At 40.7% G+C, this 15,616-nt stretch carries 18 protein-coding genes; 4 read left to right on the top strand and 14 right to left on the bottom strand.

Annotated features, from left to right (window positions below):
• Positions 1-40: 40 nt before the first annotated feature.
• From B7E07_RS17705 to B7E07_RS17725, 5 genes are all read right to left on the bottom strand, one after another.
• Positions 41-319 (bottom strand): ArsR/SmtB family transcription factor, encoded by a 279-nt coding sequence (locus B7E07_RS17705; RefSeq protein ID WP_080849251.1) that lies wholly within the window; start codon positions 317-319, stop codon positions 41-43.
• Positions 320-459: 140 nt separating this feature from the next.
• The gene (locus tag B7E07_RS17710) at positions 460-1,374 is read right to left on the bottom strand and encodes a sensor histidine kinase (protein ID WP_080848116.1); all 915 of its coding nucleotides are present in this window, start codon (positions 1,372-1,374) and stop codon (positions 460-462) included.
• Between the two features lie 20 nt (positions 1,375-1,394).
• On the bottom strand, positions 1,395-2,144 hold the full coding sequence (locus B7E07_RS17715; RefSeq protein ID WP_080848118.1) for an ABC transporter permease: 750 nt from the start codon (positions 2,142-2,144) through the stop codon (positions 1,395-1,397).
• Entirely contained in the window at positions 2,137-3,054 is a 918-nt protein-coding gene (locus B7E07_RS17720) for an ABC transporter ATP-binding protein (protein ID WP_080848122.1), read from the bottom strand. The genes B7E07_RS17715 and B7E07_RS17720 overlap by 8 nt, the downstream gene beginning before the upstream one ends.
• 468 nt (positions 3,055-3,522) lie before the next feature.
• Entirely contained in the window at positions 3,523-4,203 is a 681-nt protein-coding gene (locus tag B7E07_RS17725) for a response regulator transcription factor (RefSeq protein ID WP_080848125.1), read from the bottom strand.
• Positions 4,204-4,352: 149 nt separating this feature from the next.
• Here B7E07_RS17725 and B7E07_RS17730 point away from each other — a divergent pair, with 149 nt between their 5' ends.
• On the top strand, positions 4,353-4,829 hold the full coding sequence (locus B7E07_RS17730; RefSeq protein WP_080848127.1) for a hypothetical protein: 477 nt from the start codon (positions 4,353-4,355) through the stop codon (positions 4,827-4,829).
• 83 nt (positions 4,830-4,912) lie between these two features.
• On the opposite strand, the gene B7E07_RS17735 is transcribed toward B7E07_RS17730, so the two are convergent.
• The 7 genes from B7E07_RS17735 to B7E07_RS17765 are packed head-to-tail and all read right to left on the bottom strand — an operon-like array spanning position 4,913 to position 11,865.
• Entirely contained in the window at positions 4,913-5,509 is a 597-nt protein-coding gene (locus B7E07_RS17735; RefSeq protein WP_080848130.1) for a flavin reductase family protein, read from the bottom strand.
• A gap of 19 nt (positions 5,510-5,528) precedes the next feature.
• The gene (locus B7E07_RS17740) at positions 5,529-6,776 is read right to left on the bottom strand and encodes an MFS transporter (protein ID WP_080848133.1); all 1,248 of its coding nucleotides are present in this window, start codon (positions 6,774-6,776) and stop codon (positions 5,529-5,531) included.
• 53 nt (positions 6,777-6,829) lie between these two features.
• Complete coding sequence (locus B7E07_RS17745) at positions 6,830-8,341, bottom strand: sodium:solute symporter family protein (RefSeq protein ID WP_080848136.1); 1,512 nt, start codon at positions 8,339-8,341, stop codon at positions 6,830-6,832.
• Positions 8,342-8,343: 2 nt separating this feature from the next.
• The gene (locus tag B7E07_RS17750) at positions 8,344-8,592 is read right to left on the bottom strand and encodes a hypothetical protein (RefSeq protein ID WP_080848139.1); all 249 of its coding nucleotides are present in this window, start codon (positions 8,590-8,592) and stop codon (positions 8,344-8,346) included.
• 30 nt (positions 8,593-8,622) lie between these two features.
• A complete protein-coding gene (gene leuD, locus B7E07_RS17755) occupies positions 8,623-9,225 on the bottom strand; it encodes a 3-isopropylmalate dehydratase small subunit (RefSeq protein ID WP_080848141.1) in 603 nt (200 codons plus the stop codon).
• On the bottom strand, positions 9,195-10,649 hold the full coding sequence (gene leuC, locus B7E07_RS17760; RefSeq protein ID WP_080848144.1) for a 3-isopropylmalate dehydratase large subunit: 1,455 nt from the start codon (positions 10,647-10,649) through the stop codon (positions 9,195-9,197). Before leuC ends, leuD begins: the two co-directional genes overlap by 31 nt.
• Positions 10,650-10,662: 13 nt before the next feature.
• The gene (locus B7E07_RS17765) at positions 10,663-11,865 is read right to left on the bottom strand and encodes a CaiB/BaiF CoA transferase family protein (protein WP_080848148.1); all 1,203 of its coding nucleotides are present in this window, start codon (positions 11,863-11,865) and stop codon (positions 10,663-10,665) included.
• A gap of 204 nt (positions 11,866-12,069) precedes the next feature.
• On the opposite strand from B7E07_RS17765, the gene B7E07_RS17770 reads away from it, so the two are divergent.
• Both B7E07_RS17770 and B7E07_RS17775 read left to right on the top strand, forming a co-directional pair.
• Positions 12,070-12,723 (top strand): GntR family transcriptional regulator, encoded by a 654-nt coding sequence (locus B7E07_RS17770; protein WP_080848151.1) that lies wholly within the window; start codon positions 12,070-12,072, stop codon positions 12,721-12,723.
• Positions 12,720-13,598, top strand: a complete 879-nt coding sequence (locus B7E07_RS17775) for a hydroxymethylglutaryl-CoA lyase (RefSeq protein ID WP_080848153.1) — start codon at positions 12,720-12,722, stop codon at positions 13,596-13,598. The genes B7E07_RS17770 and B7E07_RS17775 overlap by 4 nt, the downstream gene beginning before the upstream one ends.
• A gap of 339 nt (positions 13,599-13,937) precedes the next feature.
• Here the strand turns inward: B7E07_RS17775 and B7E07_RS17780 are convergent, their stop codons facing one another.
• Positions 13,938-14,147: a hypothetical protein gene (locus B7E07_RS17780; RefSeq protein WP_080848156.1), complete on the bottom strand. Its 210-nt coding sequence runs from the start codon at positions 14,145-14,147 to the stop codon at positions 13,938-13,940.
• Positions 14,148-14,459: 312 nt separating this feature from the next.
• On the opposite strand from B7E07_RS17780, the gene B7E07_RS17785 reads away from it, so the two are divergent.
• A complete protein-coding gene (locus tag B7E07_RS17785; RefSeq protein WP_306807571.1) occupies positions 14,460-14,933 on the top strand; it encodes a hypothetical protein in 474 nt (157 codons plus the stop codon).
• A 161-nt stretch (positions 14,934-15,094) separates the two neighbouring features.
• Here B7E07_RS17785 and B7E07_RS17790 read toward each other — a convergent pair.
• Positions 15,095-15,616: cation diffusion facilitator family transporter (locus B7E07_RS17790; protein ID WP_139785742.1), on the bottom strand; the 522-nt coding region annotated here is incomplete at its 5' end.

A 15,616-nucleotide genomic window follows, 5' to 3' on the forward strand; every position in this document is an offset into this window, starting at 1 on the left:
TTACAAAGTAAAGTCATAAACATTGATCAATAGTTCAATATTATTCTACCCAGCCTTTCAGCAAATTCCTTAGTGGTTCTCTGTTAAAAATAAGCACTCGGAATTTCCCATTCCGTTTTGATATGACAAGTCCAGCAGCTTCCAATGCAGAAATATGTTTTGCTATGGCTTGTCGAGTAATGGAAAGGTTGTGCTTCATAATAAGCCGTGCGGTAAGATCATATAAAGTTAATTCTTCTCTTTCTGAAAGCTCGTCTAGTATAACTCGCCTAGTCGGATCACTTAGTGCTTTAAATATAGCATCTTTATCCCAATTCATAGATGTATTATATGCAACTTTATGGTTGCTCGTCAAGTAGAGGCAACTCAAAAGTTGCGTATTGTAAAATAAAAACAGCTGCCTCATCGACAGCTGCATTTGTCCATCTATTATGATTTTGGTTCAAAGAGCCTGTCCCCTTAACCCACCTTCCATTTCTTAAAATAAACCGAAAGAACAAACTCATTTCCCTGAACATCAGCCACTACTTTCCCGCCTTGCTGTTCGGCAAGCTGCTGTACAATATGCAGTCCTAAACCAAGATGGGTGCCGGTTCTGCTTTGGTCTAACCGAAATGTTCGATTAAAGATCATTTCAAGCTCAGCACTATTTATTGCGTCAACGTCATTTACTGCCTTTAACACAACGTAATCATCTGCTTCGGCTATTGTAATGGTAAAATAACTTTTTGCATAAGTAAGCGCATTATGAATGATGTTGGTAATCATACGAACAGTTGCTTTTTGGTCAGCCGAAATCGGAGAGACGACGGCTTCTTTTATATCTACCTTTAATTGTTTCTTCTCAAAATCATCATAAAACAAAAGCATGGTATCCACGAATGATTGATCCAGCAATTGCTTTTCTATGTTCAGCTTTTTGTCTGAAGAATGCAGCTGTGAAAGTTCATAGAATAAATCTACAATCATGGTGAGATTTTCAATTTTCTTCTGAATAATTGTTAAGAATTCCTTTCTTTCCTCTTCAGGTAAAGACGGATCTGTTAATAACTCTGAAAACCCCTTGATTGATGTGATAGGGGTTCGCAGATCATGAGAGATGTTGGTGATTTCTTGTCTTAGTTCCAATTCTCTTCTTTCGACAGACTGTTGATTCTGTTTGTATAGATGAATAAGCTGGTTGATTTTCGCAGCAAATTTCGCCAGGTTTTTATTGTGGGTATTGGTGCGGACTAATTCATTTGTCCCGAAATGTTCGTTTATTTCCTCTAATTGCTTCGTCATCCTTCTGATATCCCAATGAAACAGCAGAAGCATGACGACCGCAGCAATCAGCAGGAAGGCCAAGATGCTTATGATCAACCAGCTGCTCACTTTTATTCATCCTCTCATCATCAATCGATGTTTTGTTTTGCGAACATGCTTGCTCCAATTAGTAATGCAGCCAGTGATAGGACCAAGCCGACGATCCAATACTGGATACCTAATTGAGGTGCACCATTCACGAAGCTCATTAAATTATCATTCAGCAGTGTATCTGGCGCGTATTTATATACCTCGTCTAAGGCTGCAAACGGACGGAGTAAAAACCGCAGCAAATCTCCTAATATAGCAAAAATCAATAACATTACAATAATGATATAAACGTCTCCTACTTTCAGCATTTTCAGCGTATGACCCAGGAAAAAACCACTGAGCACGATTGGAATCATATTAACGCTTGCGATTAAAAAATTTCTGACTGCATCTGGTTCATGTGTCAGCAGATTATCCCCTAAAAGAAGCATGAAACCCATGCCAACTAAGCATATCAATAGAAAATATCCTAGAGTAAGAATCAGCTTTGACCAAAAAATAGTATTCCGCGAGATCCCAAAAGAAATCGATTGCTTAATTAAGGACCGATCTTTCCCAGTAAGGGCCATATTATAAAGAAGCCCAATAATGATAATAAATAGCCCTGCTGCCGTAACATTTGAATAAAAGAATCGATCTGTTGCATAAGGGAAATTTGCTTCATTTTCACCCAAAAAATATAGGACCCCAGCAGCAAAGGCAATCAGAATATAACAAAGTATGCCCGTTAAATGAAGACCTTTTTTGCGCAGCAAACGGTAATATTCACTTTTCATATAATTAATCATGCTGATCGCCTCCCACTAATCCTAAGAAGTATTCCTCAAGATCCAGTGTTTTGATGCTGAACTGCTTCACCAGCACACCATTTTCAACTAACAAGCGATTAAGTTTTCCACTGTTCTCCACATGATTTTGAATCGCAATTTCGTGATTAGGAAGGACTTTCAATTGAATGTTAGCATACGCCCGCTCCAATAATTGGACTGCTTTAGCTGAATCGTCTACTGTGACCAGAATTTGTTTTTTACTCTTCTCTTCCAGTAACGCTCTGCTCAAATCCTCAACAATAGCGCCATTTTTGATAAAAACAAAACGGCTTGCCAGCAAATTCAATTCAGTTAAAATATGACTGGAAATCAGAATCGTTATTTGATTTTCCTGATTTAGCTTCTTCAATAACTGGCGAATTTCCATGATTCCTTCTACATCCAAACCATTAATTGGCTCATCAAGCACTAAACAATCGGGATTGCCTAAAAGACAAAGTGCAATGCCTAAACGCTGCTTCATGCCCATGGAATAGTCTCTAAATCTTTTTTTCTTTTCTTGCTTTAAACCAACAATCTCCAAAACTTCATAAACGCGGTTTTTGTCCACGATCCCTCTTTGAATCCGAAAATACTCCAGGTTTTGCAATGCCGTAAAATCCGGGAAGAATGCTGGTGTTTCTACCATAAAAGCAATTCTTCTTTTCGCTTTTTCCAGCTCTCTGCCCGATTTTCCAAACAAATGAATCTCACCGGACGACGGCATTTGCTGACCAGCCAGAATTTTAAAAAACGTCGATTTGCCCGCCCCGTTTTTTCCAATTAGTGCACAAATCTCACCTTTTTTTAATGAGAAGTCCAGAGGTTTAAGAACAATTTCGTTCTTAAATTTTTTCGTCAATTGATACGTCTGTATAATTGCATCCATGCTTTTTGACTCCTTTACTAAATGTTCTACTCTTAGTTTAGCTGAGAAGTCTTTAAAAACCTTTAAGCAAAACATAAAGAAATCATAAAGAAATGTGGAAGGCGCTCGCCCAGGGGCGACAAGCTTAAGGCAAGCTGGCATAAAGGTCGGTCTTTGACCTTTAGGACAGATTGACTTAAGACCTCGAGCCCCTAGCGCCTGGAGCTAGACATAAAGAAAAGCGGAAGGCGCTCGCCCAGGGACGACAAGCTTAAGACTAGCTGGCATAAAGGTTGTTCTTTAACCTTTAGGACAGATTGGCTTAAGACCTCGAGTCCCTAGCGCCTGGAGCTAGACATAAAGAAAAGCGGAAGGCGCTCGCCCAGGGACGACAAGCTTAAGACTGGAGAGATTGGCTTAAGACCTCGAATCCCCAGGGCCTGGAGCTAGACATAAAGAAAACGGAAGTCCCTTTTTCAGTTTTCCAGGTCAAACAAACATGAATCCAACTCCCCAAACGGTTTTAATGTATTCTGCATCCGTCACTTCCGCTATTTTCTTGCGCAGGTTCGAAACGTGAACGCTGACTGTATTATCGTCTCCATAGTAGGTTCCTTTCCAGATGCTTTCATAGATCTCCTTTTTGGATAGCGCACGCTCTGGATTGTTCACAAAGAATGTTAAAAGATCAAATTCAGCGTTCGTGAGATGTAATTCCTTTTCATTTAAATTGACCGATCTTTTTTCTGTATGAATTTTAAGCTCCCGCCATTCCAATTCTGCTGACTTATGCGGATTAAATCCAGCCTTTCGTAATTGAACCTCAATTCGAGCCATTACTTCTTCCTGGTTAAACGGCTTCGTTATGTAATCATCTGCACCCATTTTCAAGACTTTCACTTTATCCTCAACGTCTACTTTTGCGGAAATTATGATGATCGGAATGGAACTATTTGCCCTGACTTCCGTTAACAGTTCCTCGCCGCTTTTTCCAGGCAGCATCAAATCCAGCAGTATTAAATCAAAGGTATTGTTTTGCAGCTGCAGCATCCCTTCTGTTCCAGAAAAAGCCGCAACCGGCACCATCTGTGATTTCTTCAAAATCACACTCAGCAGCCTGCTGATCTCTTGATCGTCTTCAATTATTAAAATTCTTTTACCTGCGTTCATTTGATCACCTGTTTTTTTATCCTATTTTAATTGAGTTCCTTTGAAATTTACTTGATAGTTCTGTTAAAAGTTTCAACCCACTTATTTGAATCGGAACCGAATAATTTAATCAATATAACAAATATTAACATTAATTAATCAGGAGGTGTATGATCATCAAAAAATTGTTTCTAAGTTTCTTTACATTATTTCTGCTATCCTTTTTCTCAACGACATCTGCAGGAGCTTTAACATTCGAAAAATTACCGCTTGCTCAAAAATCACAGCAATGGTCTGTTCAAGTTGAAGAAGCATCTATGGAGAAGGAGTTAGCACAGCCAGAGAAAGGAAAGTTTCATACGTATTCGTTAAAGATTAATAAGATTGGTGAGGATGTCGATTCGGTTCAGGTGTATTTATATCGAAATGAACCAAATTCGAATACAAGGTTCTCTCTTGTAAGCTGTCCGCCGAGCGCGCCCTGCAGTAAGGAAGATTCTGAGTTGGCCAAGCAAATGAATGACGGACATCCTTATCTTTTTAGCAATTTTCTATTAGCTGAAAAAGCAACAGAACTGGAAGTGGAAATTGTTTGGACTGGTAATAAGGAAGGCAGGCTAATGAAAGAGACGTTTATTTTCAAATAAACAATCGTGCAAAAACAGATGATGGTGAAGATTTTTGATTTCCATAATAAAAACCTCCTATTATTAAAACAGGAGGTCCTTCTCTACCTCGGCAGCGTAAACAATCCCTTCATTTCACTATAAGTTCCAGCGAGTCTGCCCAAAGGATTAAGCTTCTCAAGGTTCACTTTGTAATTTCCTAGGTAATAGTCATCTTGAATATGATAATGAATCATTTGACCAATAATGAGGTGGTCGGTGCCAAGCGGAATGATTTGGTCGAGTTTGCATTCCATTTGAATTGGGGCTTCTTTTACCCTTTTAGGCTTTACAGTCACGCTATCAATCGCGGTTAAGCCTGCTGCTTCAAATTCGTTTACATGCGGCTGCAGATTTTCAGCGCTTTTTTGCATTTCGTTTCCAAGTTCAGCTGTAACCACATTGATCACAAACTCTTTTTGTGTACGGATATTGGCCAGTGTATCTTTTACAGTGCCTTCTCTTTCTCCCACACCAGGTCCGACAGAAATACAAAGCATTGGCGGGTTGCGTGACGCAACTGTAAAAAAACTATAAGGTGCTAAGTTCAGGATGCCGGACTCTGAGATGGTAGAAACCCATGCAATTGGCCGTGGTACGACCGAGCCGCTTAACAATTTATATACTTCTTTTTCTCCAACCTCTGAAGGATTTATTTCCATGTGCATATCTTCCTTTCTATTAAAACATTTCGACACGATTCCTTTTAATTATTATGGACAAGTAAAAGAGCATAAAAAACACAATAATCATTAATCCGGTAATGAACAACCAGCCAAACATAAAATTCCCTGTCTTATCGACCATAAACCCAAACAGTGGCGGAACAATCATCACGCCCATTGAACCAAACATTAAACTCACTCCGCTGGCTATACCGGCTTGCTGTACTGGTACAATTTCACTGGCCAGGTTCATCCATATGCCATTAAAACCTGAAACAGAAAAGCCAAACAACATGATAATCGGCACTAGCAAGGTGAAGCTCGCACTTGGAAGCAGCGCCACAATTGTACTTGAAATGGCTGTTAAGACTGAAATGATCAGTAAAATGACGATCCTATTACCTTTAAATATATAATCACTAATCATTCCCCACGCTATCCGGCCCAATGTGCCGCTAATTTCTGAAATGACAAATAGAACTCCTGCCAAAACGAGTGAAATGCCGAACTTTTCATAGGCAAAGAGAACCAGATATGTGTTTAAACAAATTTGTGAACCATTCAAACCGATTGCACTAAAACTAACGAGCAAAAGTTGTTTATTTTTCATCAATCCGAACATGGATTTATAAAAGTCAGTCAGACCGTGAGTTTCTTCAGATTTCTTTTCCTTTGCGGGATCTCGGTATAATCCATAAGAAACAAACCCGCTGATGATTAAAAGTACACATGCAGCCAGCAATACAAATCTCCAGCCGTAATCCACACTTAATGGAAGCAAAATAAAGCCTGCTAGAGCAGACCCTGCAGTCACTCCTGTTTGCTTGATCCCCATCGCTGTGCCGCGCTGCTTTATGGTAAACCAATCGATAATGCCTCGATTGGTAATTGGATGCATCGCCCCATAGCCCATACCGCCAATCATGACAAGAAAAAGGATTAGCCAGAACTGCACTGTAAACGTCATCAATAAGAAGCCAACTCCCAGAAAAATCGCAGCCATTACCAATAAACTTCGGGATCCAAATCGGTCTGTTAAAAAGCCTGCTGGAACGGAGATGATTGCCTGACCGAAAAAGAGAGCCGCCGGCAGCATCCCAATTTGCGATTTCGTTAACGAAAGATCCTCGCCTATGAGTGCACCAAGCGGCCCGATACTACGTCCGACAAAAGCGATTAAGAGCTGAGCCATCAGCAAAAACAATAGCATACGCCATGGCTCAGAAAGAATCGCTTCCCCCTGTTTTCCTTTCAAATTAGACATGTTTTACCGCCTCTTTTATCCGCAGTTTTGCTGTCCTCATTGGAATGGATGAATTATTGAGGCAAATTCACTGCATTCATATCTTCCTCAAGGATCGGATCCTTTTTCACTGACGGAGCTGTTAAGTAGGAGCCTGCTATACAAATGACAAAATTCAGTGCAAGGCCAATAACTCCTCCATGAATGCCAAAGATGGTTTTGTTTCCAGTAAAGGTAAGGATTCCAGCCAGAAGTGCTCCAAATAACATTCCCCAGAAGACGGCTTTGTTGTTTAAGCGCTTCCAATAGAGTCCAAGTACAAAGGCAGGGAAAACTTGAACTAGCAGCTCAAACTTCAGCACAAAGATTTCATACAGTGTCCCTGGCGGATTCCAGGCAATCCACAGCAATCCAAAAATGGCAATAATACCGACGATCTTTCCAACCATTACTTTGCGATGCTCACTGGCACTTGGTTTAATAAATTTTCCATATACATCATTTGAAATTAATGATGAAAAGCTTAATAAAACCGAATCCGCCGTTGAAACAATTGCTGCGACAATGCCTCCAAAGAAGATAATCATAATCCAATAGAAGATTGGATTTATTGCAGCAATATCATTAGCCATTAATCCAACAAGCTGCTCAGAACCATCTCCAGTCAAACCAGGGTAAAGCGAAATTCCAATAATTCCTACAATGAACACTAAACCTGTTGTTAATAAGGGCATCCACGCCATACGTGCAAATGATTTCTTTAATGTCTTTTCACTTCTCGCCGCATAAATCCTTTGCACCGCATGAGGATATATACTCGCTCCCAAGCCTACGAGGATCAGCATACTGAACCAGTTGATATTCACTTCTGCAGCCGGGACCGCAATCTTAGCAGGCTCGTTTGCAGCAATATACTGCGTAATATCGCCAAAATTCCCACCAGCTAGATAGATTCCCCCAATTACGAATGCAACGATCCCAATTAAAAGGACAATTCCTTGCATGACATCGGTAAAAGCAACCGCTTTCATTCCACCCATCCACTCATAAGCGAGCATAACGAATACGAATGCCAGCACTGCATATTGATATGGAATGGTTCCGCCTGTCATGCCAGAAACCGCCTGACCGATTGCAACCAATTGTTCGAGCAGGTAATTTCCTAATCCCCAAAGCATTAGAAAAATCGCCAGCAGGGTTACACCTTTCGAGTTAAAGCGATGCTGCAGCCAGTCTGTTGGAGTGACAAAATTCCGCTTTTTTGCAATCACATATAACCTTGGTGCAAACAGTAAATATACTCCAATTATAATTGTCATAAACGAAATCGACTGCAGCCAGGAGAAGCCTGTTCGATAGGCTGTAGGAGCATAGCCAACGATTGTGTTACCGCTATATTGTGTTGCAAACAGGGTAAAAAACAGGGCAATTATTCCAAGGTTTTTTCCAGCTAAATAATAGCCTGAAAGACTTCCATGAATATCCTTCTGTCCCTTTCCTGAGAAATACCCAATCAAAAGCATGACAACCGCAAAAACGCTTAAGATAATGATGCCATCGCTGCCGGCAAATACTAACTCTTCCATCTCTAGACCTCCTCCCTTTTTGTTTCTTCCTCGTTTTCAACAATGTTCCACTGTGTCATGCATAGCCAGCTTAAATACGCACTGAGAATCACCGAAAATACAAGAATAACAAAGCCCCAAAACGGAAATCCAAAAATATAAGGCTCCACCATAGAATCAGAGAAATACCACGGAACATTTCCACACATAATAAGAACAAGAACAATCCAAATCCATTTTTTGCGAATCGGCTCTTTGATTTCCTTTTTCATCCCAACATCTCCTTTTTTAAAAACATTCAGTCAACTAATGCTAAAAAATACTTTATGCCGCTTTTCAAACTTCGCAATGTGGTTTACTTCCTTTAATGTAGCTCCGATTTCGTCCAAGCCTTCTAAAAGAAGCTGCTTGCGGTACGGAGCAATTTCGAATGATGCCTCAAAACCTTCATCATCTGTTATTATTTGACTCTCTAAATCCACGGAAAGTTTATACTGGAGCTGCGATTCGGTTTTCTCAAACAATGACTGAATGATTTCTTCTGATAAGGTGATAGGTAGAATGCCATTTTTATAGCAATTATTGTGAAAAATATCTGCAAAAGAAGGAGCTAGAATAACAGAGAACCCAAACTCTGCTAATGCCCACGGAGCGTGTTCTCTGGAGGAACCGCACCCAAAATTCTTCCTCGCAAGAAGAATCGGGGCCTTTTGATATGATTCTTTGTTCAATACAAAATCAGGATTTTCTTGCCCATTTTCATAACGCCAATCGTAAAAAAGAAATTGACCGAAACCTGTGCGTTCAACCCTTTTTAAAAACTGCTTCGGAATAATTGCGTCTGTATCCACATTGGCTGCATCTAAAGGAGCTACTACTCCAGTGACTGTTGATAAGGATTGCATGAAAGCCCCGCTCCTTTCAGTTGTTTAACATCCCACTTCCGGACATCAACAAAGTGTCCTGTGATTGCAGCCGCCGCGGCCATTTCCGGACTGACCAAATGGGTTCTGGCACCTCTGCCCTGGCGTCCTTCAAAGTTGCGGTTGGATGTTGAGGCACAGCGTTGTTCAGGTAGCACAATGTCGTCATTCATGCCAAGACACATGCTGCAGCCTGCTTCACGCCACTGGAATCCTGCCTGTAAGAAAATGTGATGAAGCCCTTCCTCTTCTGCCTGCTTTTTGACCAGCTGTGATCCAGGTACAACAAGTGCTTCGACCCTATCTGCCACCTGATATCCGTTCACAATTTTAGCCGCCTTCCGCAAATCCTCAATTCGGCTATTGGTGCAGGAGCCGATAAAAACGGTGTCTATTTCAATCTCTGTCATTAAGGTTTTAGGTGTTAGGTCCATATATTTTAAGGCCTTTTCGGCTGAACGCTTCTGCTCGTGGGGCAGTTCCTCTGGATCTGGAACTTTTTCGCTGATGCCAGCCACCTGGCCAGGATTTGTACCCCATGTAACCTGTGGTGACACCTCTCCTGCATCAAACTCAATCTTTAAATCGAATACCGCATCTTTATCAGTGGATAGCTTCTTCCATTCTGTCAGAGCAGCTTCCCACTCGGCAGAAGCTGGTGAATATTTTTTTCCTTTTAAATAAGAGAAGGTTGTTTGATCTGGTGAAATCAAGCCTGCACGCGCCCCCATCTCGATGCTCATATTACAGACTGTCATGCGTTCTTCCATCGAAAGACTGGTGATGCCTTCTCCGCGGTATTCGATAACATAGCCAGTCGCAAAATCATGTCCGTATCTCCCAATGATTGAAAGAATTAAATCCTTCGCAGTAGTTCCGGTCGGCAATTCACCTTTCACATCGAGTGCTAGCGTTTTTGCCTTATATTGCTTTAATGTTTGGGTGGCCAGAACATGCTCGACTTCACTTGTGCCGATTCCAAAAGCAAGAGCGCCAAATGCACCATGTGTGGATGTATGACTATCACCGCAGACAATCGTCTGTCCCGGCTGTGTGATGCCCTGTTCTGGTGCAATCACATGTACGATCCCTTGATTGGTGCTGTTTAAATCAAATAGTGTAATCCCGAATTCCTCGCAATTGGCCGCAAGGGTTTCAACCTGTTTTTTTGCAATTTCATCTTGGATCGGTAGGGAACGATTTCTTGTTGGGATACTGTGATCCATTGTAGCTACCGTTAAGTCCGGCCGCCGTACTTTGCGATTTTGCAAACGCAATCCTTCAAACGCTTGCGGTGAGGTGACTTCATGCACTAGATGGAGATCAATATATATAAGTGAAGGCTGATCTTCCTCCTCGATCACCACATGCTTCTCCCAAATTTTCTCGTATAAGGTTTTCCCCACAGTGAATCCTCCCTTAAATAATCTTCTTCTCCTCCAATGCTTTTAATGTTTCCAGATCATACCCTAACAGCTCATGATAGATTTCTTCGTTATGCTTGCCCATTACTTCGGGACCGACATGCTTAACCTCACCTGGTGTTCTGCTTAATTTCGGCACAATTCCTGGCATTGGAAATTCTCCAAGCTCTGGATGTTCCTTGTAAATAATCATGTCTCTTGCTTCATAATGCGGATCTTCCATTATGTCTTTGGCTGTATAGATTAATCCAGATGGAACACCTTTCTCTTCCAAAATCGCAAGCGCTTCTTTTGCAGGTAACGTTTTCGTCCATTCTTCAATCATGGAATCCAAAAGTTTCATATTTTCCCCTCTGGCATCATGTGTCGCAAAACGCGGATCTTCTGCCAACTCCGGCTGTTCCATTGCTGCACAAAGACGGCGGAACACCCCATCGGCATTGGCACCGATGACAATATACGTTTTATCTTCTGTAAAATAAATGTTGGATGGTGCGACACCAGGAAGAATATTGCCCATCCTTTCACGGATATAGCCTGATAATAGATAATCTGGAATGATGCTCTCCATGATCGAGAAAACGGATTCATATAAGGCTGTATCGACAACCTGCCCCCTGCCGGATTGTTCCCGTTCATGGATAGCCACAAGACAGCCAATTGCCGCAAACAGCGCCGCAAGTGTATCACCAACTGAGACGCCTATTCTGGAAGGTGGCCGATCCTTGAAACCGGTTACATTTCTAAGCCCGCCCATGGCCTCTCCCACACTTCCAAACCCTGCTCGGTGTTTATATGGTCCTGTTTGGCCAAATCCAGATGTCCGAACCATTACTAACTTTGGATTGATTTCAGAAAGTATTTCATAGGAGAGGTTCCACTTTTCCATTGTTCCTGGCCGAAAATTTTCAATGACGATATCTGCTTCTTTAATTAATTCTTTTAAAATTTCCTGTCCCTCTTCTTCACGCAAGTTCAGTGTAATGGACTTTTTGTTACGTGATTGAATTGGCCACCATAATCCGACTCCATCCTTTGACTTTCCCCAATAACGCATCGGATCTGATTTTCCTGGCGGCTCGACTTTAATTACTTCAGCACCAAAGTCCCCTAGTAAACGGCCAGTAAAAGGTCCGGCTAATAGCGTCCCCAATTCAATCACTCGTAAATCTTCTAATGGTAGCTTATGGTCTGCCATTTGCATCCTCCCTTTTTGTTATTTTTAGAATTTTTTAAATTATATATACAAATTTATTCGTTTGTATACAATGTGTCAACCACCTTTTTAAATAAAAGGATTTTTCGTTACTTTTTACCTAATTTTAACCGCTTACATACTATTATTCAGAAAATTCATTGAAGTGAAATTTATTTTTGTATACAATAGCCGTGAGGTGTTAGTATGGATGCATACAAATCAATTAGAGAAGCAATTATTCTTGGCAGATATGAACCAGGAATGCGTTTAGGGGAAGAAACCTTAGCACGGGAATTAAATCTGAGCAGAACGCCTATTAGAGAAGCGATTAAACAATTAGAAGCGGAAGGGCTTGTTGTTCCCTTCAAAAGAGGAGTTGGCGTCCGCAATTTTACCAAAGAAGATATTAAGGAAATCTATGATTTAAGGAGCTTGCTGGAAAGCTATGCAGCAAGCCAGGCAGCGATTAATCGCACAGAAGAAGATCTGGATTTACTGCTAACAGCCAACCAGTTGTATGAGGCCGCCATTCACCGCCATATTGAAGACGATTTACAAAGCATAAGCAATATCGTCAAAATGAATTCAAAATTTCATGATGGTATTGTTACTGCTGCTAAAAACAAACACTTATTTTTTCATATTTCAAAAGTTGTTGTTGTTCCGATGGTATTTCGTTCGTTCTATTGGTATACAGATTTTCAGCTGCGCCAATCGCTGGAGGTTCACAAAACGATCTTTCAAGCCATCCAGAATCAAGAGCCAGAACGTGCCCGCATTGCTATGCACGAGCATATTTTCCGTGGAAGAGATAATGTTTTAAAACATTTTGATGAGATCAAGGAGGCAGTAAAATGATTGAAGTTTGTGAAGTGGGTCCCCGTGATGGATTGCAAAATGAAAAGAAATTAGTATCTACTGAAGTAAAAGCTGAATTAATAACAAAATTAATTGATGCAGGCATTCGCAATATTGAAGCTGTCTCCTTCGTAAATCCTAAAGTTGTTCCGCAAATGGCTGATGCTGAAGAACTTTTGAAGCTTCTTCCCAAACGTGAGGATGTCCGCTATGGCGGGCTCGTCCTCAGCCGATCTGGATTGGAACGTGCGCTCCAAACAGATATCGATTTCCTCCATGTTGCCGTAACTACCAGTGATTCCTTTAATCTTCGCAATGCCAAAAGAACGGTTGATCAAGCGATTGATGAGCTTTCAAAGGTGATAAAAGAAGGTGCTGCAACATCAAAAGGAGTTTCAGGTATACTTGGAACAGCATTCGGCTGCCCGTTTGAAGGAAAAGTTCCCCTAACAAAAGTGTTAGCGGTTGCAGAAAGGTTCTTAAACGCCGGATGCTCAGAAATTACATTGGCTGATACTACCGGAATGGCTAACCCCATCCAGGTCCAAGGCGTGGTTTCCGCATTTTATGATCAGTTTGGCAAGGATTTATCGTTAGGGCTTCACTTCCATAATACTCGCGGTCTTGGACTCGCCAATATTCTAGCGGGTTATCAATCTGGGGTCCGCCGTTTCGACTCATCCATCGCTGGTCTTGGTGGCTGCCCTTTTGCCCCAAAAGCCGTCGGTAATGCCTGCACAGAAGACATGGTCAACATGTTCCATGGAATGGGAGTTGGAACAGGAACAGAGCTAGATCAACTAATTGATACGGCAATATGGCTTGAGAATCATATGGAGCGACCACTGGATGGGATGTTAATGAAAGCGAATTAAAAGATTTCCCCACTGGATATAATGCAGCACCTTTTTAAGGTTCAACTAAAAGTCTTTATATAAAACACAAATAGTGCAGCTCCATTTGAAATAGAATTCACCAAATGGAGCTGCACTATTATTGTTTGTAATTTTCACATTACCATGTCGTACGCCTTACAAGCTGTTGTTTGCTGGTTCATTATTGAGTTCTTTAATAGTCATAACAAACTGCATAGGCATTTTCAGTTATTTAATGAAAAAAACGTCCCTTTGAGTAGAAAGTTCTTTTAGAACACTCATAAAGAAAAAGCACCAGTTCCTTTTAAAGGTACTGGCACTTCGTTATTATGCAATTGTTTAGCGCGAAGCTTTTGGTGGCTGACATGCATCACACTTGCGCTGGTGATTATTTTTAAACTTCGTAAATGTTTTTTCGAATTGGCTGCCACATGCACATTGAAATTGCAATTTTTGCGAGAATCCGTGATATTCTGTCGTTAGCAGCTTGCTTTCTGAATTTTTCTCAACAAACTCTTTAATTTTACTAATTGTCCATCGTTTATTCATTTTCTTACACCTCTATAGTTGATCAGTATGCGGTGGCTCTAGTGACATCCGCATAAGGAAAAGTCTACTTATCGCAAGCTCCTCATTATATCATGTACTGTCATACAATTAAACAGATGAAAGGTGCCTAATATTATTCTTCCTATCCAAAAGAGGGAATCTTTCGAGCAGAAGCTGCCTTATAATACATTAGTCAGCTGGTTATGTCCCCGGGTTTAACTTGCAGTAGCATTGATAGTAAATAATCTATGAATGAATTTCCCCTCCCTTAAACAAACTAACCTTATGTCTAAAAGGTGGAGTTGAGTACTGTTGCATATTGGGAAATTCGAGTCGATTATGTGGAGTATTGCCTTTCCTGGATTTAGTCAATTATTAACTGGTCATTATATTAAAGGAATCTTTTTTGTTCTTTCAGAAGTCATTATTAATATGAACAGCAATTTCAATCTTGCTATCATGTTTAGCTTTATTGGAGATTTTAATCAGGCTTATTCTGTTACAGATTATCAGTGGCTTTTGTTTTATGCCTGTTTATACTTTTTTGCGATGTGGGATGGCTATAGAACGGCAATGCCTTCTGAAGAAAAGTTATCTTTTCTCCCATTCGTTTTCTCTGCTTATTTTGTAACAGTGGGTGTTTTTTATTGCACGAAATTTAAATTATTCGGCACTTTAATTGGTCCAGTTTTTATCCCCATGCTCTTTGTAATCCCTGGTTTAGTGATTGGATTTACGCTGAGGGCAATTATTCTTAAGGTATCCCAAAGAAGAAGTTTTGTCTGACTTCATTTGGGTTCTGTTCTTCTAATTGGTATGACATTTTCCGTAAAGAACAGATCTAGTAGCGGAAACAGCATCGCATCAGACTCGAATACGAAAAAAACCGTCGAACTAGTACAAATGAGTATACGTTCAACGGCTTTTTCTCTTTCTATATAAAATATTTAGCTATTCGGTTCTATATGAATGTGCACATTATATACACCATGCCTATCCATTAGTGTATGCTCAATCGTATCTGCAATGTCATGGGCTTTTTTAATGTCTAAGGTGGAGTTTACTAGGATCTCAACATCCACAACCTCATTGTTTCCATAGCTTCTGCCCCTTATTTCCTTAATCCCTTTGACACCATCTACCCTTAATATTTCGGTTTTGTATACATTCAATTTTTCTTCATCAAATCCATCAGACAATTCATGAGTAGCATGCTTGAAAATGCCCCAAGCTGTTTTGCATATAATGAGTCCAACAATAAATGCCGTGATCGGATCTAACCAAGGCATGTTTAATTGGGAGCCAAAAATACCTATTGCGGTACCGATACTTACCCATGCATCTGAAATATTGTCTTTCGCCGCTGACATAACGGCGGAACTGTTAATTTTTTCGGCCAGCTTTTTGTTGTAGCGGTATACAAAATACATAACAACCGCCGATAGCAGTCCAACGTAAGCCGCAACGAT

Source organism: Cytobacillus gottheilii (assembly GCF_900166665.1).
GTDB classification, from domain to species: domain Bacteria; phylum Bacillota; class Bacilli; order Bacillales; family Cytobacillaceae; genus Cytobacillus; species Cytobacillus gottheilii_A.